Annotated in this window: 16 protein-coding genes; 9 read left to right on the top strand and 7 right to left on the bottom strand. The window is 64.3% G+C overall.

The genetic code is table 11. The features are described from left to right. Positions 1-153 precede the first annotated feature (153 nt). Complete coding sequence (gene glnK / locus B0G77_RS00720; RefSeq protein ID WP_007587958.1) at positions 154-492, bottom strand: P-II family nitrogen regulator; 339 nt, start codon at positions 490-492, stop codon at positions 154-156. 120 nt (positions 493-612) lie between these two features. Then, complete coding sequence (locus B0G77_RS00725) at positions 613-2,301, bottom strand: NAD+ synthase (RefSeq protein WP_133660416.1); 1,689 nt, start codon at positions 2,299-2,301, stop codon at positions 613-615. Between the two features lie 144 nt (positions 2,302-2,445). On the opposite strand from B0G77_RS00725, the gene B0G77_RS00730 reads away from it, so the two are divergent. Then, entirely contained in the window at positions 2,446-3,615 is a 1,170-nt protein-coding gene (locus tag B0G77_RS00730) for a GNAT family N-acetyltransferase (protein WP_133660417.1), read from the top strand. 169 nt (positions 3,616-3,784) lie between these two features. Beyond that, positions 3,785-4,135, top strand: a complete 351-nt coding sequence (locus tag B0G77_RS00735; protein WP_133660418.1) for a GIY-YIG nuclease family protein — start codon at positions 3,785-3,787, stop codon at positions 4,133-4,135. A gap of 94 nt (positions 4,136-4,229) precedes the next feature. Here the strand turns inward: B0G77_RS00735 and ppa are convergent, their stop codons facing one another. Further along, positions 4,230-4,757 carry an inorganic diphosphatase gene (gene ppa, locus B0G77_RS00740; protein WP_133660419.1) on the bottom strand — a complete coding sequence of 176 codons (528 nt, stop codon included), beginning with the start codon at positions 4,755-4,757 and terminating at the stop codon, positions 4,230-4,232. Between the two features lie 338 nt (positions 4,758-5,095). Here ppa and B0G77_RS00745 point away from each other — a divergent pair, with 338 nt between their 5' ends. The 3 genes from B0G77_RS00745 (at position 5,096) to B0G77_RS00755 (ending at position 8,855) form a co-directional block, all read left to right on the top strand. Further along, a complete protein-coding gene (locus B0G77_RS00745) occupies positions 5,096-6,535 on the top strand; it encodes an aldehyde dehydrogenase family protein (protein ID WP_133660420.1) in 1,440 nt (479 codons plus the stop codon). A 55-nt stretch (positions 6,536-6,590) separates the two neighbouring features. Then, complete coding sequence (locus B0G77_RS00750) at positions 6,591-7,349, top strand: SDR family oxidoreductase (RefSeq protein WP_133660421.1); 759 nt, start codon at positions 6,591-6,593, stop codon at positions 7,347-7,349. Positions 7,350-7,535: 186 nt separating this feature from the next. Beyond that, positions 7,536-8,855, top strand: a complete 1,320-nt coding sequence (locus B0G77_RS00755; protein ID WP_133660422.1) for an MFS transporter — start codon at positions 7,536-7,538, stop codon at positions 8,853-8,855. Between the two features lie 160 nt (positions 8,856-9,015). Here B0G77_RS00755 and B0G77_RS00760 read toward each other — a convergent pair whose 3' ends face one another. The 3 genes from B0G77_RS00760 to hemC are packed head-to-tail and all read right to left on the bottom strand — an operon-like array spanning position 9,016 to position 13,216. Then, entirely contained in the window at positions 9,016-10,206 is a 1,191-nt protein-coding gene (locus tag B0G77_RS00760) for a heme biosynthesis protein HemY (RefSeq protein WP_133660423.1), read from the bottom strand. Between the two features lie 2 nt (positions 10,207-10,208). Next, positions 10,209-12,236 (bottom strand): fused uroporphyrinogen-III synthase HemD/membrane protein HemX, encoded by a 2,028-nt coding sequence (hemDX, locus tag B0G77_RS00765; RefSeq protein WP_133663977.1) that lies wholly within the window; start codon positions 12,234-12,236, stop codon positions 10,209-10,211. After that, positions 12,236-13,216: a hydroxymethylbilane synthase gene (hemC, locus tag B0G77_RS00770; protein WP_133660424.1), complete on the bottom strand. Its 981-nt coding sequence runs from the start codon at positions 13,214-13,216 to the stop codon at positions 12,236-12,238. Before hemC ends, hemDX begins: the two co-directional genes overlap by 1 nt. 387 nt (positions 13,217-13,603) lie before the next feature. Here hemC and ppc point away from each other — a divergent pair, with 387 nt between their 5' ends. Beyond that, positions 13,604-16,744: a phosphoenolpyruvate carboxylase gene (gene ppc, locus B0G77_RS00775; RefSeq protein WP_133660425.1), complete on the top strand. Its 3,141-nt coding sequence runs from the start codon at positions 13,604-13,606 to the stop codon at positions 16,742-16,744. Positions 16,745-16,854: 110 nt separating this feature from the next. On the opposite strand, the gene B0G77_RS00780 is transcribed toward ppc, so the two are convergent. Next, the gene (locus B0G77_RS00780) at positions 16,855-17,607 is read right to left on the bottom strand and encodes a class I SAM-dependent methyltransferase (RefSeq protein ID WP_133660426.1); all 753 of its coding nucleotides are present in this window, start codon (positions 17,605-17,607) and stop codon (positions 16,855-16,857) included. A gap of 155 nt (positions 17,608-17,762) precedes the next feature. On the opposite strand from B0G77_RS00780, the gene B0G77_RS00785 reads away from it, so the two are divergent. The 3 genes from B0G77_RS00785 (at position 17,763) to B0G77_RS00795 (ending at position 21,421) form a co-directional block, all read left to right on the top strand. Continuing rightward, positions 17,763-18,578, top strand: a complete 816-nt coding sequence (locus B0G77_RS00785; RefSeq protein ID WP_133660427.1) for a helix-turn-helix transcriptional regulator — start codon at positions 17,763-17,765, stop codon at positions 18,576-18,578. 146 nt (positions 18,579-18,724) lie between these two features. Then, positions 18,725-20,131 (top strand): argininosuccinate lyase, encoded by a 1,407-nt coding sequence (gene argH, locus B0G77_RS00790; protein WP_133660428.1) that lies wholly within the window; start codon positions 18,725-18,727, stop codon positions 20,129-20,131. Between the two features lie 357 nt (positions 20,132-20,488). After that, positions 20,489-21,421, top strand: coding sequence for a bestrophin family ion channel (locus B0G77_RS00795; protein ID WP_133660429.1), 933 nt, complete (start codon positions 20,489-20,491; stop codon positions 21,419-21,421). Positions 21,422-21,442: the final 21 nt, after the last annotated feature.

Below are 21,442 nucleotides of genomic sequence, written 5' to 3' on the forward strand. Positions count from 1 at the left end.
GGTACCCGAAAGGGTATCGCACCGTTTTTTATTGTGGCTAAAGAATAGGCGCGCACCGGGTTGGTGCAGTGGCGATGTCTGATATCCAGCGAGGTCAGCCCGGATCAGTATCAGTTGTTGTGATCGAACGACGCTGCCCCGGGAAGAGCCGCATCACACCGCCGCTTCGTTCTCCTCACCCGTGCGGATGCGGATCACACGCTCGACGTCCGCGACGAAGATCTTGCCGTCACCGATCTTGCCGGTGCGCGCCGCGCCGATGATCGCATCGATGACCTGATCGCACTGGTCGTTGGCGACAACCACTTCAATCTTGACCTTCGGCAGGAAATCGACAACGTACTCCGCGCCGCGATACAGCTCTGTGTGACCCTTCTGGCGTCCAAAGCCCTTCACTTCCGTCACGGTCAGGCCTGTCAGCCCCACTTCGGCGAGCGCCTCACGCACTTCGTCGAGCTTGAATGGTTTGATGACTGCTGTGATGCGCTTCATGGCGTACCTCGTCGAGGGTCAGAAATTGAACAGATTGAAAACCAGATGAATGCTTTTGATTCTACGCCGCGCAAGACGCATTGCGAGTAGTCAAGCGCACGTATCTCACGTCCAGCGATCTCATTCGACGGGTTCCGTATAGCGCGACGTGATCGGATAACGCCAGTCGCGGCCAAACGCGCGATGCGTCACGCGGATGCCGATAGGTGCCTGACGCCGCTTGTATTCGTTGATCTTGATGAGGCGCGTGACGCGCTTCACGTCTTCGGCTGCAAAGCCGGCCGCGATGATTTCCGCCAGCGACCGGTCCTCCTCCATATACATGCGCATGATCGCGTCGAGCACTTCGTACGGCGGCAGGCTGTCCTGGTCGGTCTGGTTCTCTCGCAATTCCGCCGACGGCGCGCGCGTCAGGATCCGCTCCGGGATGATGTCCTGCTTCCCGAACGTGGCCGCCATGTTGCGGTAGTGGCACAGGCGATAAACGAGCGTCTTCGCGATGTCCTTGATGACCGCGAAGCCGCCGGCCATATCGCCATACAGCGTGCAGTAGCCCACGGCCATCTCGCTCTTGTTGCCGGTGGTGAGCACAATCGAGCCGAACTTGTTCGACAGCGCCATCAGCAGCGTGCCGCGAATGCGCGCCTGGATGTTTTCCTCGGTGGCGTCTTCGGGGCGGCCGGCGAATTCGTCCGCAAGCGAGGCGCGAAACGCGTCGAACATCGGCGCGATGGCGATTTCGTCGTAGCGCACGCCAACCCGGCGAGCCATGTCGGCCGCATCGGTGGTGGAGATGTCGGCGGTATAGCGCGACGGCATCATCACCGCGCGCACCCGGTCCGCGCCCAGCGCATCGCACGCGACGGCCAGCACCAGGGCGGAATCCACGCCGCCCGACAGGCCGATGATTGCCCCCGGGAAACCGTTCTTGTTGATGTAGTCGCGCACGCCCATCACGAGCGCGGCGTAGACCTGCGCTTCGACCGGCAGCTCCGGCGCAATCGTCGAAGGCACCGGGGCCGCGCCGTCGAATTCGACGATCGCGCACCCTTCTTCGAACTGCGTCATCTTTGCCACCACGTCGCCCTGGCCGTCGAGTACGAATGAGCCTCCGTCGAACACGAGCTCATCCTGTGCGCCGACCATGTTCACGTAGACCATCGGCAGACCGGTCTCGCGGATGCGTGCGCGCAGGATGTCGACGCGCACCGCTTCCTTGTTCAGGTGATACGGCGAGCCGTTCGGAATCAGCAGCACCTGCGCGCCCGCCGCCTTCGCGATCTGCGCCGCCGACGCATGCCACACGTCCTCGCAGATCACCACGCCGTACTTGACGCCATCGAGTTCGAACACGAACGGCTGCGGGTCGGTGGCGAAATAGCGCTTCTCGTCGAAGACTTCGGTGTTCGGCAGATCCTGCTTGCGATACGTACCGACAACGGTGCCATCGACGATCAGCGACGCCGCGTTGAACGTATCGACGGGCGGTACGCCGCGCTCGATTGGCGCGTTTGCATTACCATGGCCGTTCGCCGTGTCGCGATGCGGATGCCCGACGATCACATGCAGGCCCTTGAAGGGCTTCAACTGTGCGGCGAGATCGGCGAGCGCCGCAGCGCTCGCCGTGTAGAACGCGGGACGCAGCAACAGGTCTTCTGGCGGATAACCGGACAGCGCGAGTTCCGGCGCGACCAGCAGCTTCGCACCATCGTTGTGCGCAGCACGCGCCGCGTCGACGATTTTCGCGACGTTGCCGGCGAAGTCGCCGACGGTGACATTGAGTTGGGCTAGAGCGATTCGGGTCTTCATGGCAGGAGCAAAGGCCGGGAGGCAAGCCCGCGGCTTGCCGGCGACGGCGGCAACAGTAGTTCGATGAACGGACAACGGACAACACGGACGACGGGCCGCATACCACGCGGTTAAAGGTCGAACAAAGTGGAACGGTCACACAGATTGAATCAGGAACGCTTTGATTATCGCACGGGCATTCTGGCGTCGCCGCTCGAGGTCAATGCCACCGAATGGAATGCACTTCTCGCGCGGCAGACGCAACCCACGCCGTTTCTGCGCCATGAATTCCTGAGTGCGCTGCACGCGACACGCTGCGCCGCCCCCGATACGGGCTGGGCCGCGCAGTTCGTCACGCTCACCGACGCGCGCACAGGGCGCCTCGAAGCGGCCGCGCCGCTGTACCTGAAAGGGCACTCGTACGGCGAATATGTGTTCGACTGGGCCTGGGCAGATGCGTACAAGCGCAACGGCGTGCCCTACTATCCCAAGCTGCTGTGCGCGGTGCCGTTCACGCCCGTGCAGGGCAACCGCCTGCTCGCGACGGGCGAACACGCGCTGCGCCACCTCGCCGCGACGTTGATGGCGTTTGCCGAACAGGCGGATGTCTCATCGCTGCATGTGCTGTTCCCGACCGAAACCGAAGCCGATGCGCTCACCGGCCTCGGGATGATGCAGCGCGAAGGCGTGCAGTTTCATTGGCTCAACGACGGCTACCGCCACTTCGACGATTTTCTCTCGACGCTCGAACAGAAGAAGCGCAAGAACATTCGCGCCGAGCGCCGCAAGGTGCACGACGCGGGCATCAGGTTCCGGCGCGTGCGCGGCGAAGACGCCACCGACGCCGACTGGCGCTTCTTCAGCAAATGCTACCGGCAGACGTACCGGGAGCATTTTTCGACGCCCTATCTGAACCTCGATTTCTTCCGGATGATTGGCGAGTCGATGCCGGAGAACCTGTTGCTCGTGATCGCCGAGTTCGAAGGCAAGCCGATCGCCAGTTCGCTCGTGGTGTACCAGCGCGACGCAGCGACCGGCGGCACGCTGTATGGACGCTACTGGGGTGCACTCGAACACGTGCCGTGCCTGCACTTCGAGACCGCGTACTATCAGCCGCTCGAATTCTGCATCGAGGAAAAGCTCGGCGCGTTCGAAGGCGGCGCGCAGGGCGAACACAAGATGGCGCGTGGTTTTCTGCCGACCGTCACGCGCTCGGCGCATTGGCTCGCGCATCCCGCTTTCGCGGATGCGGTCGCGCGATTCCTCGAAGGGGAAACGAACAACATCCACGCTTACGTCGATGAACTGCGCGAGCACAATCCGTTCAGGATCTGACTGAAGAGCTGATCGAAGAGCGGGTTGAAGGGCCGAATGAAGGGCTGAGTGCAGGGCCGGTTGAAGCACAAACCGAAGGCGACAGCAGCAGGTTACGGCGGCGGGTTTCTGTGGGAAACTTGCGCCCGCGCCGCCCTCACTTTCGACGACTTACGTTTTCATCGCCGCCATGCCGTGGTTTCTCTACCTGATCGAATGCGAAGACGACAGCGTCTATACGGGCATCGCCACCGATGTTCAGGCGCGCTTCGACAAGCATGTCAGCGGCACCGGCGCGCGCTACACGCGTTCGCGCAAACCCCGGCAGTTGCTGGCGTGGTTCGAACTGGCCGACCGCTCCAGCGCATCGCGCGCCGAGTACTGGGTCAAGCGGCTTCCGGCAGTCGAAAAGCGCGCGCTCGCGGCAGGGGTCCGCTCACTTGAATCAGTGTTGCCCGCGCCTCTTGCCGACGAGGAGCAGAAGTCGGAGCCCGACTCCGAAATCGCTTCCGCGGAAACCGACGCCTCCAGAGCGGCGTAAAAAAAACCGCGCGGCCCGTTAGGGGCACGCGCGGTTTTTCCATACTGCGGCGCGAGGCTGGCTGGAATAACGAAAGCCGCGCGAGGCGAAAACTTTACTTCCCGTAGTTCGCCACGCCTTCGCTGATTTCCTTGTGCGCGGCATCGATGCCCGCCCAGCCGTCCACCTTCACCCACTTGCCCTTTTCGAGCGCCTTGTATTGTTCGAAGAAGTGCTTGATCTGGTCTTTCAGGTACGACGGCACGTCGTCGATGGACTTGAGGTCAGCGGTCATCGGGCAGATCTTGTCGTGCGGCACGGCGATCAGCTTCGCGTCGACGCCCGATTCGTCCGTCATCTGCAATATGCCGAGCGCGCGGGCGCGCACCACCGAGCCGGCCAGCAGCGGAAACGGCGTGATCACGAGAACGTCGACCGGGTCGCCGTCACCGGACAGCGTTTGCGGAATGAAGCCGTAGTTGGCCGGATAGCGCATGCCCGTGCCGATGAAGCGGTCGACGACGAGCAGGCCCAGATCCTTGTCGGCTTCGTACTTCACCGGATCGCTTTGCGCGGGGATTTCGATGATGACGTTGAAATCTTGCGGGAGATCTTTGCCTGGGGGGACGTGATTGAAGCTCATGAGCGTTCTCTGGTCGGGATGAAATTCGGAGCAGGACGTACGGCGCGACACCTGACAGACATCAGGTGCATCACGCGCATGAGGCGTGGATAACACCTCACGCGCGGCGACGCGGCGCGAACCGTGCGGAATGCGCCATTATAGCCAATCGGCCGATGGCACCCGGCGCGGGATCGGCGCGATAATCGTTCTGCGTCCTGCGAGTTGCTTCCGGGTATTTCCGGTCAGATCCGGAAGTCCCGGCGGCGTCCGCACCGCCCGCGCCAATCGCTGGCCGTTGCATCCGGCGGTTCGGCTGTCGGCTCGCCCTGTCTGTGGCTTTTCAACCAGGAGCATGCATGGAAGAAGCGAAACACTTCATCGGCAGCGAATGGATCAATCCTGCGGGCGGCGAGGCGATCGACGTCGTCGATCCGTCGGACGGCCAGCCGTTCACGCGGCTCGCCCGCGGCACTCCCGCCGATGTCGACCGTGCCGTGCAGGCGGCGCGGCGTGCCTTCGAGGGCACATGGGGCGCGGCGAGCGCCGCCGAACGCGGTCGCGTGCTTTACCGGCTGTCGATGCTCGTCACCGCGTGTCACGAAGAACTCGCGAAGCTCGAAGCGCGGGACACCGGCAAACCGCTGAAGCAGGCGCGCACGGATGCTTCGGCGCTCGCGCGTTATTTCGAGTACTACGCGGGCGCCGCCGACAAGCTGCACGGCGAAACGCTCCCGTACCAGGCCGGCTACACGGTCTTCACGATCCGCGAACCGCACGGCGTCACGGGCCATATCGTGCCGTGGAACTATCCGATGCAGATCTTCGGCCGCAGCGTCGGCGCGGCGCTCGCGGCGGGCAACGCATGCGTCGTGAAACCCGCCGAGGACGCGTGCCTGACGGTGCTGCGCGTCGCCGAACTGGCCTCCGAAGCTGGGTTGCCGGCGGGCGCGCTGAATGTCGTCACCGGTTATGGACACGAAGCGGGCGCGGCGCTCGCACGTCATCCGGGCATCGATCACATCTCGTTTACCGGATCGCCGGAAACCGGCAAGCTCGTCACGCAGATGGCGGCCGACAATCATGTGCCCGTCACGCTCGAACTCGGCGGCAAGTCGCCGCAAATCGTGTTTGCCGACGCGGACCTCGACGCCGCGCTGCCCGTGCTGGTCTCGGCCATCGTGCAGAACGCAGGACAGACCTGCTCGGCAGGCAGCCGGGTGCTGATCGATCGCGCGATCTACGAGCCCTTGCTCGACCGGTTGGTCACGGCGTTCAATGCGCTGCGCGTCGGGCCGTCGCAGGCCGATCTCGATTGCGGGCCGCTTATCAGCGCGAAGCAGCAGCAACGCGTGTGGGACTTCCTGTCCGACGCGCAGCACGACGGCGTCGCGATGGCCGCCCATGGCGAAGTCGTCAGCGAAGCGCCCGAAACGGGCTTCTATCAGGCGCCGACGCTATTACGCGACGTGCCGCCCGCTCACCGGCTCGCGCGCGAAGAAGTGTTCGGCCCGGTACTTGCCGCCATGTCATTCAGCAGCGAGGACGAAGCCGTCGCGCTTGCCAACGGCACGCCGTACGGGCTTGTCGCCGGCATCTGGACGCGCGACGGCGCGCGTCAGCTACGCCTGGCACGCCGGGTGCGTTCCGGCCAGGTTTTCATCAATAACTACGGCGCCGGCGCCGGCGTCGAATTGCCGTTTGGCGGCGTCCGGCATTCCGGCCACGGACGCGAGAAAGGCTTCGAGGCGCTGTACGGCTTCACGGTTCTGAAAACGGTCGCGATCCGTCACGGCTAGCCGGCACGCTTCACATCACTGCAGTTCGAACACTGACCAAAACACAGGAGACATCATGCGGTTGACAGGCAAGACAGCCATCGTGACAGGTGGCGGCTCGGGTTTCGGCGAAGGCATTGCAAAAACCTATGCACGCGAGGGTGCGAACGTCGTCGTCAACGATCTGCACGGCGCGGCAGCCGAACGTGTCGCAAGCGAGATCGCGCTGGCGGGTGGCAAGGCGATCGCCGTGGCCGGCGACGTCACGAAGAGCGATGACTGGCGGTTGCTGCGCGAAGCGGCACTCGAAGACTTCGGTAGCGTGCAGATCGTCGTCAACAACGCCGGCACAACACACCGGAACAAACCGGTACTCGACATCACTGAAGCCGAGTTCGATCGCGTCTACGCGGTGAACGTGAAAAGTATCTACTGGAGCGTGCAGCAGTTCGTGCCGTACTTCCGCGAAAGAGGCGGCGGCGTGTTCGTCAATATCGCGTCGACGGCGGGCGTACGTCCCCGCCCCGGGCTCGTCTGGTACAACGGCAGCAAGGGCGCCGTGATCATCGCGAGCAAGGCGCTCGCCGCTGAACTCGGGCCAGAGCGGATTCGCGTGAATTGCGTCAGTCCGGTGATGGGCGAAACCGCCCTGCTCTCAGAGTTCATGGGGGTGGAGGACACGCCGGAAAACCGCACGCGCTTTCTCGCGGGAATTCCGCTCGGTCGCTTCTCCACCCCGCAGGATGTCGCCAATGCGTGCCTCTATCTTGCCTCGGACGAAGCGGAGTTCATCACCGGCGTGTGCCTCGAAGTCGACGGCGGGCGCTGCGTCTAGCCTTGGGTCTAGCCCTGCGTCTCGTCCTGCATCTCGCGTCGCACGGCAACATGCGACGCTCTGTGTTCGTGTGGCCGTCACATCTCGGTGTTTTCCCCGGCGCCATATGCCGGGGATTCGTATGAACCGTGTATAGAATGCGCGAGACACGGCACTTCTTTTACCTAGAAAAAATGAGGAGACTCCATGGCCAGTCCCGCGAATCCGCTACACCATCCCGGCGCCGGCGCGCCGCCTTCCACCTTCGAAGAAGCGACCTACCGTAAGGTCGCATGGCGGCTCACGCCGCTTTTGATGCTGTGTTATGTGGTCGCGTATCTCGACCGCGTCAACGTCGGTTTCGCCAAGCTGCAGATGACCACCGACCTCGGTTTGAGCGACGCCGTCTATGGCTTTGGCGCCGGTATCTTCTTCGTCGGGTACTTCATCTTCGAGATTCCGAGCAACATCATCCTCCACAAGGTCGGTGCTCGCGTGTGGATCGCGCGGATCATGGCATCGTGGGGCGTCATCTCGATGCTCACGATGTTCGTTACCACGCCGACGATGTTTTACGTGATGCGCTTCCTGCTCGGTCTCGCCGAAGCAGGCTTCTTCCCCGGCATCATCCTGTATCTCACGTACTGGTATCCGGCGCATCGGCGCGGCCGCATGACGACCTGGTTCATGACGGCGATTGCGCTCTCAGGCGTGATCGGCGGCCCGGTGTCGGGCTACATCCTGAAGACGTTCAATGGCGCAAACGGCTGGCATGGCTGGCAATGGCTGTTTCTGCTGGAGGGGGTGCCTTCGATAATCGTGGGCGTGATGGTGTTCTTCATGCTGGACGACCGGATCAGCAAGGCAAAGTGGCTGACCGACCAGGAACGGCAACTGCTCGAACGCAACATCGCCGCGGAAGACGCGACCAAGCATGACATGCCGATCAGGAAGGTCCTGTCGAGTCCGCGTGTGTTGCTGATGAGCCTGATCTACTTCTCGTTCGTGATGGGGCTTTATGGCGTGAGCTTCTGGCTGCCGACCATCATCAAGGCGACGGGCGTCACCGACGCGTTCGTGATCGGCCTGCTGTCGGCGATCCCGTTTGCGGCGGCCGTGGTCGCGATGGTGCTGGTCGCGCGCAGCGCGGACCGCATGCGCGAGCGTCGCTGGCACGTCGCATTGCCGGCTTTCGCGGGAGCGATCGGGCTGGTGCTATCGGTTGTCTGGGCGCACAACACGCTACTCGCGATGACCGCGCTGACGCTCGCGACGATGGGCATCCTCACGACGCTGCCGCTGTTCTGGAGTCTGCCGACGGCCTTTCTCGCCGGCACAGGCGCCGCGGCAGGCATCGCGATGATCAATTCGCTCGGCAATCTCGCCGGCTTTCTGAGCCCCTATGCGGTGGGCTGGCTCAAACAGGTGAGGGCTGCCAACGACTCCGGCATGTACCTGCTGGCCGGATGCATGATTCTCGGCGGCCTGCTGGCGATCAGTGTGCCCGCGCGGGTCGTGAACAAATAGCGCTTACGTTGCCCGCAACCTTCCCAGGCGCTTGATTGCACGCGCCGCGCCTGCAGAAGCGAGTCAGCGAATCGAAACAACGACGCGAGCCGTCGAAAGAAACAAGCCTCCGGGGATTCAATCCACCGGAGGCTTGTTTCAATTCACCTTCCAGAACAGCTCAAACCACATTCATCGCCAGCGCGCTTTCCCGATAGTGCTCGCTCGCCTTGGCGGTATCGCCCAACTGCTCGTGCAACCGCGCGAGCGCCCGATGCGAGCGGATTTTCAGCGGCTCATTGTCGGCGAGCTTCAGCGCCATTTCGAGGAACGACTGGGCTTTGCCCCAAAGCTGCTGACGCAGGCACAACCTTCCGAGCGCGAATAGCAGATCCGCATCCTCCGGGCGCTCGTTCTTCCACGCCTCGGCCTTCTGGATGAGCGGCAGCGCGTCGTCGCCCGCGGTATCCGGGTAACGCCGCAGCAGGCGCGCGTCCCAGTTCTGCGCGAGCGCTTCCTCGACGATTCTGCGCGCGTCGTTCGGACGGTTCAACGCGATCAGCAACTCGGCCGCCAGATCGGCAAGACGCGGCGAATGCCGCTCGGTCGCCGACAGGGAATGCCACAGTTCAAGCAGCGCATCCGCATTGTGGCGACGGTCGCGCAGCAGATTCTCGGCTGCCAGTTGACGCAGCCGCACCGCGACTGCCGGATGAATTGCCTCGCGTTTTTCCAGCGTCTTCACGAGCTTCAGCACCTCGCCCCAGTTCTTCAACTGCTGCTGGGCGCGCAGTGCGATCTGCTGCGCGTGAATGCGCCGGCCCCCCTGCGTCTGCATCTGCTTGAGCGCTTCCAGCGCACCGTCCGCGTCGCGGCCGTCGGCGCGCATGTCGGCGGTGGCCATCTGACGCGCATCCTGCAGGTCGGCCTCGTCGATCTGAGCAAGCCATTCGTCGCGGCGCGCATATTCGCGCATACGGTGTGCCGCGCTTGCGGCGATCAGACCGGCCGCGCCCTTGTTGTCAGGGTTCGCGAGCGAATCGCGCGCCGCCTTTTCCGCACGCGAGAAACGGCCCGCGTACAGATTGCCGATCGCATCGCGCAATGCCGCATGCGCCTTCGCGACACGAGAGCGTGCGCGGAAGGCCGCGACACGTTGCGGCATGCGCCAGATATTGCGGATGGCGCGCAGGAGTGCGTACAGCACGATAAACATCACGATCAAACCGAGGACGAACAGATTCAGCGAGATGTCGACGCGGTATGGCGGATAGACGAGCAGCACCTGGCCGGTGTCGAAGCGGCCGGCTGTCGCCAGCACGACCGCGATCACGAACAGGAAGGCCAGCCAAAGGAGTCCCCGGATTGCCATGATTACCCCCGGCTCCGGTATTGATGAATAGCCTGCAGGCTCGTGTTCAGGTTCGGCAGTTCGACGGCGGCCGAGCCTGTATCGACGTCCTTGATCAGTTCACGCACCGTCTGCACGCGCTTCGACGCGTTGTCGAAGTAACGTCCCAGCGCGACGTCAGCCGCACGCAGGTCGGACTTGAGCGTGGTCTGGTTGCGCGACAGCAGCGCAAGCCGCGCCGACAGCAGGCGCAGCTTCAGGTTCTCGCGCACGAAGTAGCCCTGATCGGGCGACACGAGCATCGCATCGGCATTGTCGATGCGGCGGATCTGAACGAGGCTCGTCAACTGTTCACCGACGCCCTTCGTGAATTCGAACCACAACACCTTCCAGCGCGGCTCGCCGGTTGCGGCCGCGACCTTCGTCGAATCGGGCGGCGTGGCGGCGTGCGCAGTGGCGTGGCCGATCGGTGCCTCACCCGCAAGCGGGAGCGCGTCGATCTGCTCGATCGCGTTGTCGAGCTTGATCGCGAGGCCCGTGAGATCGGTGGACGGCGCGGCCTTCAGCTTGTCGATGTCCTGCGCGATGGCTTTGCGCACCGCGATCACCTGGGCGCCATCCGATGCCGCGAGACGCGTGTCCGCACTTTGCAGGGCAAACAGCGCAAGTTGCGTGTTGCCGGTGAGCTGCAGCTGCTGGCTTGCGGCCGACAGCATCTGCCCGACTTCGGCGAGCGTCCAGTCGTCGCGGTTACGGGCGAGGTCCGCGTATTGCTGCTGCAACGCCTGCTGTCCGGCCTGGGCATCGGCAAGCCTGCCCTCGAGCTGCGACACCTGCGAATCGGACTGATGCACGGTCGCGAGCGCCTGTTCCGTCTTCACGTTCAGCGCGGCGGTGAGTGCGTCGTTGGCCTGCTGGCGCTGCGCCAGCTGCTGCTCCATACGATCGACCTTGCGATTCAACGCGAACGCGCCGACACCCACCGCGCAGATCACCACTACGAGTACGAACCACAGCAGCGGTCCGCTTATGCTGCGCGGCTTCTGCGCTTCGAAGGGCGTGAAGGGAGGGTTCGGCGGCAACGGAGGCATGGCAGCCGGCGAGGTTGGGGCGTTCGTGGAAGCGTTCGATTCTGTCATGCGTGAGTGAGCCGGGTTGGACGGTACCGGTTTAACAACGGAAGTAACGGAAGCTGCGGAAGCAAGCAACGAGCGGGCGATACGCTCGTCGCCCGCACCTGACACCGTAATCCTATCAAAACCCACTCCCCGCGCGGTCTGCGCGATGCGTGGGTGTGGCGTGACGAGCGCCGCGTGTTTCAGTTGCGTGATCTCGCCGGCGGTCAGGTGGTCCTGCGCGAGCGCGTCGAGATTGCGCACCCCTTCGGAACTGGTGAGGAGCCACGCGTGCGGCTCGCCGGACAACAGCCGGTGCACGCGCGCCCAGGCACTGATTGACGGCTCGGGGACGATGCGCCGGTAAGCCGCGACCGTGTCGACCTGCGCGCCCGCTTCCCGCAGCCGGTCCGCGAGCCATTCGCGGCCGCCGTCGCCGCGCACGATGAGAACACGCCGCCCTTCAAAACCGCTGGTTCCGAGCGAGGCCTCCAGCGCCGCGAAGAGCGCCTCCGAATCGAAACGCGCGGCATCGTCATCGGGCGCGACGTCCGGGCTGATCACGCGATACGCAGGCGCCTCGACGCCATGGCGCGCGAGCGCCGCAACGCTGCCCGGCCCGACCACGCCAACCGGCAGCGCATGCGGCCAGATCGAGTCATGGTGGGCGAACGCCCGATCGACCGCATTCGGCGAAACCAATACCACCAGCGCAAAGTTTTCGAGCGACGCCAGTGCGGCGCGCAGCGGACCGGCGTCCTCGACGTCGGCGATATCGATCAGCGGGAACTCGAGCGTCTCCACGCCTGCCGCAGCGAGCAGCCCGATCAGTCCGGCCGATTGCCCGGCCGGGCGTGTAACGACGACGGTGAACACCGGTGCAACCACGCCGGCAGGAGGATCGATGCCCGCTTCTGGCGGCGCGCTGGATGACATCACGCGCCGGATGCGTTGCCGCTCGCGGTGGCGAGCGCGCGGACGATGTCGAGCGCGCCCTGGCTTGCGAGCTGGGCTGCCACTTCGCGCCCCAACTCGATCGCAGCGCCGACTGTTGGCGCGGGCGCGGACGCCTGTGCGTGCAGCACGCGCTGGCCGTCGGGCGTCGCGACGATACCGCGCAGATGCAGCGCGCCGTCATGCCAGGTTGCGTAAGCCGCGAGCGGCACCTCGCAACTGCCGCCCAGCGCGCGCGACACCATCCGCTCAGCCTCCACCGCCGCGGCCGTGTGTTCGTGATGCAGCGGCGCAAGCCACCCGGCGAGGTCAGCTCGATCCGCGCGGATCTCGATGCCGAGCGCGCCCTGGCCCGCGGCGGGCAGGCTGTCTTCGGGATCAAGCAGCGCGCGGATGCGCTCAGCGAGGCCAAGCCGCTTGAGGCCGGCCGCCGCCAGGATGATCGCCGCGTAGTCGCCGCGGTCGAGCTTCGCGAGCCGCGTGTCGAGATTGCCACGCAACGGCTGCACGACGAGGTGCGGATAACGGGTCCGCAGCATGGCCTCGCGCCGCAGGCTGGAGGTGCCGACGACGGTGCCGGCCGGCAGCGCCGCCAGCGAGTCATAGGTGTTCGACACGAATGCGTCGCGCGGATCTTCGCGTTCCATGATCGTGGAAAGCACGAAGCCTTCGGGGAGTTCCATCGGCACATCCTTGAGCGAATGGACCGCCAGATCGGCGCGGCCATCGGCCAGCGCGTTTTCGAGTTCCTTGACGAAGAGCCCCTTGCCACCCACCTTCGAAAGCGTGCGATCGAGAATCTGATCGCCACGTGTTGTCATTCCGAGGATTTTTACGTCGCAAGATGGATATAATTTGTGCAGCGCACACCGCACGTGCTCAGCCTGCCACATGGCAAGGCGGCTTTCTCGCGAAGCGATCACAAGCGTGCGGGGTAGCGCTGAATTGGTCTCGGAACTCATTGCAAGGTCTTTGGAAGACGGGATCGAATAACAATCAATGTTAGCACGCACGCCAGAGTCTCTAACTCGGCCAGATGGCCGTACTGGCGGGCATCGATGGAGGAGACGGGCCCGTCCCGGGCGTTGCCGCTGTATCCGCCCCCATGCTTCACGCACGGTCGTTCGCGCGCCATGCGCCAGCATGCGGGATGATGCAATGCGGCGGACCGTGGGGCGAGCCATTTCCTTCCTCGAATGCATCCGCGCGTGCATGTCGTTCCGGCAGTCCCCGCGCTGTCGTGCCCCGGCGCATACCGGCGCACGACAGCGAGCGCAGCTCGCCTGCGCAGTTGGCTCGTAACAGCAGTCCATCATCAATAGACCCTGGCTTCCCTGAGGAAACCCATCGTGACGTCTTCCGGATCGGCGCGCCCTGCCCGCCGCAACACTGTATCGCTCAATGCTTCGACGACTGTGAACGCCACTCAGGCCACCCCGGCCAAAGCGAGCAAATCCGCAAAAGCCAATAAAGCCGCCACCAAGGCCGCTGCCAAAGGCGCAAAACAGGCTAAACCCGCGAAGGGCCTGAAACCCACCAAAGCGGGCGCGAGCCGTACTGCGCCCGACGACGCCCGGACGCCGGCGAACGCCATGGAACAAAATGGCGCCGCCAATGACTATGCCGACGCCGCCGCGCTCGCGCCGGTCGCGGACGCGGCACCGGCAAAAACCGGTGGCCGCACACGCGACGACAAGGATCAGCCGCTCTTCCAGGACATCCGCTATCTGGGACGGCTGCTCGGCGACGTCGTGCGCGAACAGGAAGGCGACGCGGTATTCGACGTGGTCGAGACGATTCGCCAGACTGCCGTGCGCTTTCGTCGCGAAGACGACAGCGCCGCTGCGCAGACACTCGAAAAGAAGCTGCGCTCGCTGAGCCCGGAACAGACCGTGAGCGTCGTGCGTGCATTCAGCTATTTCTCGCATCTCGCGAACATCGCCGAAGACCGCCATCGCAATCGTCGCAACCGTATTCACGCGCTGGCCAGCGCGGCGGCGCGGCCCGGCACGATCGCGTACGCTTTGGAACGGCTGATGGACGCCGAAGCCGCGCCAACGCCCGTGCTGCAGCAGTTCTTCAACGATGCGCTGATCATGCCCGTCCTGACGGCCCACCCGACCGAAGTGCAGCGTAAGAGCATTCTCGACGCCGAACACGACCTCGCCCGCCTCCTCGCCGAGCGCGACCAGCCGCTGACGGAGCGCGAACGCGCACGCAACGAAGCGATGCTACGTGCCCGCGTGACATCGCTCTGGCAAACGCGGATGTTGCGCGACGCGCGCCTGACGGTCGCCGATGAGATCGAAAACGCGTTGTCGTATTACCGTGCGACCTTCCTCGAAGAAATCCCGGCGCTGTACGCCGACATCGAAGCCGCGCTCGCCGAGCACGGCCTGTCGGCGCGCCTGCCGCCGTTCTTCCAGATGGGCAGCTGGATCGGCGGCGACCGTGACGGCAATCCGAACGTCAGCGCCGCGACGCTCGAAGAAGCGATCACGCGCCAGGCAGCGGTCATCATCGAACACTATCTTGAACAGGTGCACAAGCTCGGCGCCGAGCTGTCGGTGTCGAACCTGCTCTCAGGCGCGAGCGATGCGCTGAAGGAACTCGCGGCGGCCTCGCCGGACCAGTCGCCGCATCGTGTCGACGAGCCGTACCGTCGCGCGTTGATCGGCATGTACACGCGGCTCGCCGCGAGCGCGCGGGTCCGCCTCGGTGAAGGCGTCGTGCCCGTTCGTAGCGCGGGCCGCGGCGCGCAGCCGGTGCGCGCGACGCCATACGCCGACGCCTCGGAATTTGCGCGCGACCTGCACGTGCTGATGGATTCGCTGACCGAGCATCACGGCGCCTCGCTCGCCACGCCGCGCCTGTCGCCACTCGCGCGGGCCGCCGAAGTGTTCGGCTTCCATCTGGCCAGCATCGATCTGCGTCAAAGCTCGGACATCCACGAGGCCGTGATCGCCGAGCTGTTAATGCGCGCCGGTGTCGAGGACGACTACGCGGCGCTCTCCGAAGCCGACAAGCTGCGCGTGCTGCTCACCGAACTGGAACAGCCGCGCCCGCTGCGCCTGCCGTTTGCCGAGTACTCCGATCTCGCGAAGAGCGAACTCGGCGTGCTCGAAATGGCACGTGTGACGCGCGAGAAGTTCGGCCCGCGCGCGGTGCGCAACTACATCATCTCGCATACGGAGACAGTGAGCGATCTGGTCGAAGTGATGCTGCTGCAGAAGGAAACCGGCCTGCTGACGGGCCTGCTCGGCAATCCGGAACAGCCGGCGAGAGCTGGCCTGATGGTGATCCCGCTGTTCGAGACGATTCCCGATCTGCGCGACGCACCGCATATCATGCGCGATCTGATCGCGTTGCCCGGCGTCGACTCGCTGATCGAACATCAGGGTGGCGAGCAGGAAGTCATGCTCGGCTACTCGGACAGCAACAAGGACGGCGGCTTCCTGACGTCGAACTGGGAGCTGTATCGCGCGGAACTGGCGCTGGTGTCGCTCTTCAACGAGCGCGGCGTGACGCTGCGTCTGTTCCATGGCCGCGGCGGCACAGTCGGCCGCGGCGGCGGCCCGACTTACCAGGCGATCCTGTCGCAGCCGCCGGGCACCGTCGATGGCCAGATCCGTCTCACCGAGCAGGGCGAAGTGATTGCGAGCAAGTTCGGCAATCCGCAGATCGGCCGGCGCAATCTCGAAACCGTGGTGGCCGCGACGCTCGAAGCGTCCCTGCTGCCGCACGGCAATGCGCCCGCGCAACTGCCCGCGTTCGAGGAGACGATGCAGCAGCTCTCGGATACGGCGATGGCGTCATATCGTGCGCTCGTGTACGAAACGCCCGGCTTTACCGACTACTTCTTCCTGTCGACGCCAATCTCCGAAATCGCCGAGCTGAACATCGGCAGCCGGCCGGCTTCGCGCAAGCTGCAGGATCCGAAGCAGCGCAAGATCGAAGACCTGCGCGCGATCCCGTGGGGCTTCTCCTGGGGCCAGTGCCGTCTGCTGCTGACCGGGTGGTACGGCTTCGGCAGCGCTGTCGCGGCGCACCTCGACAGCGCACCGTCTGAAGCCGAACGCACACGGCGTCTGAACCTGCTGAAGAAGATGCACAAGACCTGGCCGTTCTTCTCGAACCTGCTGTCGAACATGGACATGGTGCTGGCCAAGACCGATCTCGCGGTCGCGTCGCGCTACGCACAGCTCGTCACCGACAAGAAGCTGCGCAAGCACGTGTTCGAACGGATCGTCGGTGAATGGGAGCGCACGTCGAAGGCGCTCTCGGAGATCACCGGCAAGACCGAGCGGCTGGCGGATAACCCGCTGCTCGCACGGTCGATCAAGAACCGCTTCCCGTATCTCGATCCGCTCAATCACCTGCAGGTGGAACTCCTCAAGCGCTACCGCGCCGGTGATACGAATGCGCGTCTGCGGCGCGGGATTCACCTGACGATCAACGGCGTCGCCGCGGGGCTACGCAATACGGGCTAAACGCCGGGTCAAGCGCGACAGGATGCTCCATCTTGAGCAAGGGCACGCGATCCTTCATCGGGATCGCGTGCCTTTTTGTTGCCCGTGTTGTTTCGTGCCGCGCCCCGATATCAACGCGCTTCGATCATCAGCGCGTCGAGCTTGAAGGAGCCGTCGTCCTCCACCTCGAAATACTGACGCACTTCATCCGGCGCACCCGCCCACAATGAACGGATCGCGACGACACGAGGCTCCGGCGTACGCATCCGCGCCACCCACGAAGCGAAGTCGATCGGCAGGCGCCAGCGTTCGCGGATCGTCGCCTTGAAACCAGCCGCTTCGAACAGTGCGATCCACTCGTCGCCGCGATAGTCGCGGATGTGTGACCCGTCGCGCAGCAACTCGACCGCCTGCACATGCGTGTCGAGCAACGGATGATCGCTGCCGGCGATATCGATGAAGAGCACCCGGCCGCCCGGCTTCAGCACGCGCCGCACTTGCGCCAGCGCCTTCGGCACGTCGTGCCAGTGGTGCGCGCTCATCCGGCTGATGACCCAGTCGAACGAGGCGTCGTCGAACGGCAGCGTTTCCGCCGCGCCCTGCTGCGTGCGGATCGTGTCGAGCCCGCGTTCACGCGCCGCGGCGGCCACCGTTTCGAGCATTGGCGGCGCGATGTCGTACGCCACCACCGACTTCGCATGTGGCGCCACCGCGAAACTCGCGTGCCCCGCGCCGCAACCCATATCGAGAACCGTCGCCCCGGGCGTCGACTGGACCGACGCCGCGAGCGTCTGCAGATCGGCGCCCGTCGCGTGCACCTGACTCGTCAAGTAAGAGGCGGCGGTCGAGCCGAATGCGTCGGCGACCTGATCGTGATGCTTCATGAGGTGCTCCTTGCCCGTGTAGGGGTCGAGTTGATGTCGGCGAGCGGCCCGTCTGTGCGCTTTCTGCCGCCCGAGCCGCTACAATAGAACCCGAGCTGTACCAGTACAAGCTAAGCAATTATCCTGGTATCGACAACACCCCCTTCACGCACACGATGACGCCGCCGTCTCCTTCCGACCTCTCGCCGCCACCGCTCGACGCCACACCGGCCCGCGCGCTGGGCGATTTCATCCGCGCCCACCGCGAACGTCTGTCGCCTCAGGCGGTCGGCCTGCCGCCCGGCCCGCGCCGCCGTACGCCTGGCCTGCGCCGCGAGGAAGTCGCGCAGTTGTGCGGCGTGAGTCCGACCTGGTACACGTGGATCGAACAGGGCCGGCCAGTGTCCGCTTCTGCCGATGCGCTCGCGCGGATCGCCGTCGCGTTGCAGCTTTCGCGCGCCGAGCGGGCGTATCTGTTCGAGTTGGCCGCCCAGCGCGACCCCGCCGAACCGGACCCGGCCGCCGCGGATGCCCCCGCCACGCTGCTCGAAACCGTCCAGTTGATCGACGCACCCGCGTACGTGCTCGACCGGCAATGGACCGCCCTCGCCTGGAACGCGCGGGCGGCGGACCTGTTTGTCGGCTGGCTGGACGGCGAGCACGACCGCAATCTGTTGCGCTTCACGTTCACCGAGCCCGGTGCGCGCGAACTGATCGCCGACTGGGAGATCCGGGCGCGAAGGCTCGCCGCCGAGTTTCGCGCGGATTCTATCCGGCATTTGAACGATGCGCCGACCCGCGGGCTGATCGACGCCCTGAGCACCGCCAGCGATGCATTCGCGCGGTTCTGGGCGTCGCAGGACGTAGGTGGACGCGAAGGCGGTCGGCGCGAATTCAACCATCCGCGCCACGGACACATCGTGTACGACCAGATCACCCTCAAGCCGGCGCATCGCGAAGACCTGAAGCTGGTGGTGCTGGTGCGGCTGTAGTGCTTCGGGCGCGGGTCGCTGAAACTGAAATGCGCCCGGTGCGGCGGGGTCATGCCTGCGCCGGATGTTAAAATCGCTCTCTTCTTCGCATTCGCGACGCCTGTACGCGTCGCACGCCTCTCACCGCATCTTCACTGCCAAACATCATGACGTCCCAACTGCACAAAAAAGGCGAAGCCTGGTCGGCACGCTTCTCGGAGCCGATGTCTGAACTCGTCAAACGCTATACGTCGTCGGTTTTCTTCGACAAGCGTCTGGCGCTCGTCGATATCGAAGGGTCGCTCGCGCACGCCTCGATGCTGGCCGCGCAGAAGATCATCGCCGCCGACGACCTCGCCGCGATCCAGCGCGGCATGGCGCAGATCAAGGGTGAGATTGAACGCGGCGAGTTCGAGTGGCAACTCGATCTGGAAGACGTGCACCTGAACATCGAAGCGCGCCTGACGGCGCTGATCGGCGATGCGGGCAAGCGTCTGCATACGGGCCGCTCGCGCAACGACCAGGTCGCCACGGATATCCGGCTCTGGCTGCGTGGGGAAATCGACCGTATCGGCGATCTGCTGAAGGATCTGCGTGGCGCGCTGATCGATCTGGCGGAACAGAACGCCGGAACGATCATGCCTGGCTTTACGCACCTGCAGGTCGCGCAGCCGGTTACGTTCGGGCATCACCTGCTGGCCTACGTCGAGATGTTCACGCGCGATGCCGAGCGAATGCGCGATTGCCGCACGCGCGTCAATCGCCTGCCGCTGGGTGCGGCTGCGCTGGCTGGGACCAGCTATCCGATCGATCGTCATGCGGTTGCCATGACCCTGGGCTTCGACGGCATTTGCGCGAATTCGCTCGATGCGGTTTCGGATCGCGATTTCGCGATCGAGTTCACGGCGGCTTGCGCGCTAGTGATGACGCACGTGTCGCGGTTTTCCGAAGAGCTCGTGCTGTGGATGAGTCCGCGGGTCGGCTTTATCGATCTGGCCGACCGGTTCTGCACGGGCTCGTCGATCATGCCGCAGAAGAAGAACCCCGATGTCCCCGAACTGGCGCGTGGCAAGACCGGGCGTGTGAATGGCCATCTGATGGCTTTGCTCACGCTCATGAAGGGTCAACCGCTCGCCTATAACAAGGACAATCAGGAAGACAAGGAACCGCTGTTCGATACCGTCGATACGGTCGCGGATACGTTGCGGATTTTTGCTGAAATGGTTGCGGGAATTACCGTCAAGCCGGCTGCCATGCGCTCTGCAGCGTTGCAGGGTTTTTCGACGGCGACCGATCTGGCTGACTATCTCGTGAAGCGCGGCCTGCCGTTCCGTGACGCTCACGAAGCCGTGGCACTCGCTGTGCGGATCTGCGTCGATCGCGAATGCGACCTGGCCGATCTCTCCCTTGACGAGATGCGCCATGAACTGCCGAACGTGGCTCACCTCATCGGTGAAGACGTGTTTGAATACCTCACGCTCGAAGGGTCGGTTGCAAGTCGTAAACATCCAGGAGGCACTGCGCCTGAGCAGGTGCTGCTCGCCGTTCAGGCTGCGCGGGCCAGGCTTGGCTGAAAGTGGTTTTGCGCCTTGAGCGCGCGTCGGGTTTCAGGCTGAAGGCGGTTTCTTTATAAGGGATCCGCCTTTTTCTTTTGGGTGAATCAGCCGCATGACTTCGTCAGGTTTCCTCAACAGAATCTGATCCAGAAAACCTGCGCTCAGCATCACCACTCTATCGGCGCATCATCAATTGATCTGCCATCCCTGTCACGGGGCATCGGCCGCCTGCTCATACATGTGTCGCCGACAGGCACGCCTTGTCCCGGCCCCCGTGCCCCTTCTCTCCCCCGGACAATGCGACGCACGCAGAAAGCCTCATCCTTGCCCGCATTTTCGAGATAATGGGGCTTCGTTACGCCCGGCTCCGTCCCCATGATCATCCGGCCGCACCTGCACTGGTTTCGTATGCTCCTCGCGTGGAGAGGCTCTGTCCTCCCGCAACTGCTGCCGCGTCTCCTCGTGATTTTCTGCATATCGATCGTCGCTGTCGCCGCGCACGATCACATTCTCAAGATCACCGTCAATCTCAACCCCACGCCGTTTTCCCTCATCGGCATCGCACTCGCCATCTTTCTCGGGTTTCGCAATAGCGCCAGCTACGACCGGTACTGGGAAGCGCGAAAACTCTGGGGCCAACTGCTGAACGAGTCCCGCTCGATGACGCGTCAGGCACTTACGCTCCCTCGCCGTACGGACGACGCGGACGATGCAGCCGAAACGCGCGAATTCGTGCGGGTGCTCGGCGCGTTTCCGCACGCGCTGCGTCATCAACTGCGCAGGAGCGATCCGCGCGAGGATCTCGCCGCGCGCCTGCCGGCGCCGCTGCTGGAACGCGTGATGGAGTCACGCTATCGTCCGGCGACCATCATGCTCTGGCTCGCTGAATGGGTGCAGCGGCGCGCGCGTGAAGGCAAGGTCGAGTCGTGGACGGTGCTCGCGTTCGACCGCAATCTGAACGGGCTGTCGGATATCATCGGGGGATGCGAGCGGATTGCGTCGACACCTCTGCCGTTTGCGTATTCGGTGATGATTCACCGCACTGTCTACTTCTTCTGTGCGGCTCTGCCCTTCGGGCTCGTGGATAGCATCGGCATCTTTACGCCGATCTTTTCGGTGTTCGTTGCGTACACCTTCATGGCACTGGAAGCGATCGCGTCCCAGATCGAAGAACCATTCGGCACTGAGGACAACGACCTCGCGCTAGGCGCGATGTCCCTCTTCATCGAGGATGCCACGCGCGACCTGCTCGCCGAACCGGCGCTCGAAACCCAGGCGCCCGGTCAACCACCGTTCTCGCTCAGCTAGCGGGGTGTGCGGCCATGCCGG

It is taken from the genome of Paraburkholderia sp. BL10I2N1 (assembly GCF_004361815.1).
Classification (GTDB): Bacteria; Pseudomonadota; Gammaproteobacteria; order Burkholderiales; family Burkholderiaceae; genus Paraburkholderia.

Coding starts and splice junctions, on each gene's coding strand:
- glnK (WP_007587958.1), bottom strand. CDS start 492: ATGAAGCGCATCACAGCAGTCATCAAACCATTCAAGCTCGACGAAGTG.
- B0G77_RS00725 (WP_133660416.1), bottom strand. CDS start 2,301: ATGAAGACCCGAATCGCTCTAGCCCAACTCAATGTCACCGTCGGCGAC.
- B0G77_RS00735 (WP_133660418.1), top strand. CDS start 3,785: ATGCCGTGGTTTCTCTACCTGATCGAATGCGAAGACGACAGCGTCTAT.
- ppa (WP_133660419.1), bottom strand. CDS start 4,757: ATGAGCTTCAATCACGTCCCCCCAGGCAAAGATCTCCCGCAAGATTTC.
- B0G77_RS00745 (WP_133660420.1), top strand. CDS start 5,096: ATGGAAGAAGCGAAACACTTCATCGGCAGCGAATGGATCAATCCTGCG.
- B0G77_RS00750 (WP_133660421.1), top strand. CDS start 6,591: ATGCGGTTGACAGGCAAGACAGCCATCGTGACAGGTGGCGGCTCGGGT.
- B0G77_RS00755 (WP_133660422.1), top strand. CDS start 7,536: ATGGCCAGTCCCGCGAATCCGCTACACCATCCCGGCGCCGGCGCGCCG.
- B0G77_RS00760 (WP_133660423.1), bottom strand. CDS start 10,206: ATGGCAATCCGGGGACTCCTTTGGCTGGCCTTCCTGTTCGTGATCGCG.
- hemDX (WP_133663977.1), bottom strand. CDS start 12,236: ATGTCATCCAGCGCGCCGCCAGAAGCGGGCATCGATCCTCCTGCCGGC.
- hemC (WP_133660424.1), bottom strand. CDS start 13,216: ATGAGTTCCGAGACCAATTCAGCGCTACCCCGCACGCTTGTGATCGCT.
- B0G77_RS00780 (WP_133660426.1), bottom strand. CDS start 17,607: ATGAAGCATCACGATCAGGTCGCCGACGCATTCGGCTCGACCGCCGCC.
- B0G77_RS00785 (WP_133660427.1), top strand. CDS start 17,763: ATGACGCCGCCGTCTCCTTCCGACCTCTCGCCGCCACCGCTCGACGCC.
- argH (WP_133660428.1), top strand. CDS start 18,725: ATGACGTCCCAACTGCACAAAAAAGGCGAAGCCTGGTCGGCACGCTTC.
- B0G77_RS00795 (WP_133660429.1), top strand. CDS start 20,489: ATGATCATCCGGCCGCACCTGCACTGGTTTCGTATGCTCCTCGCGTGG.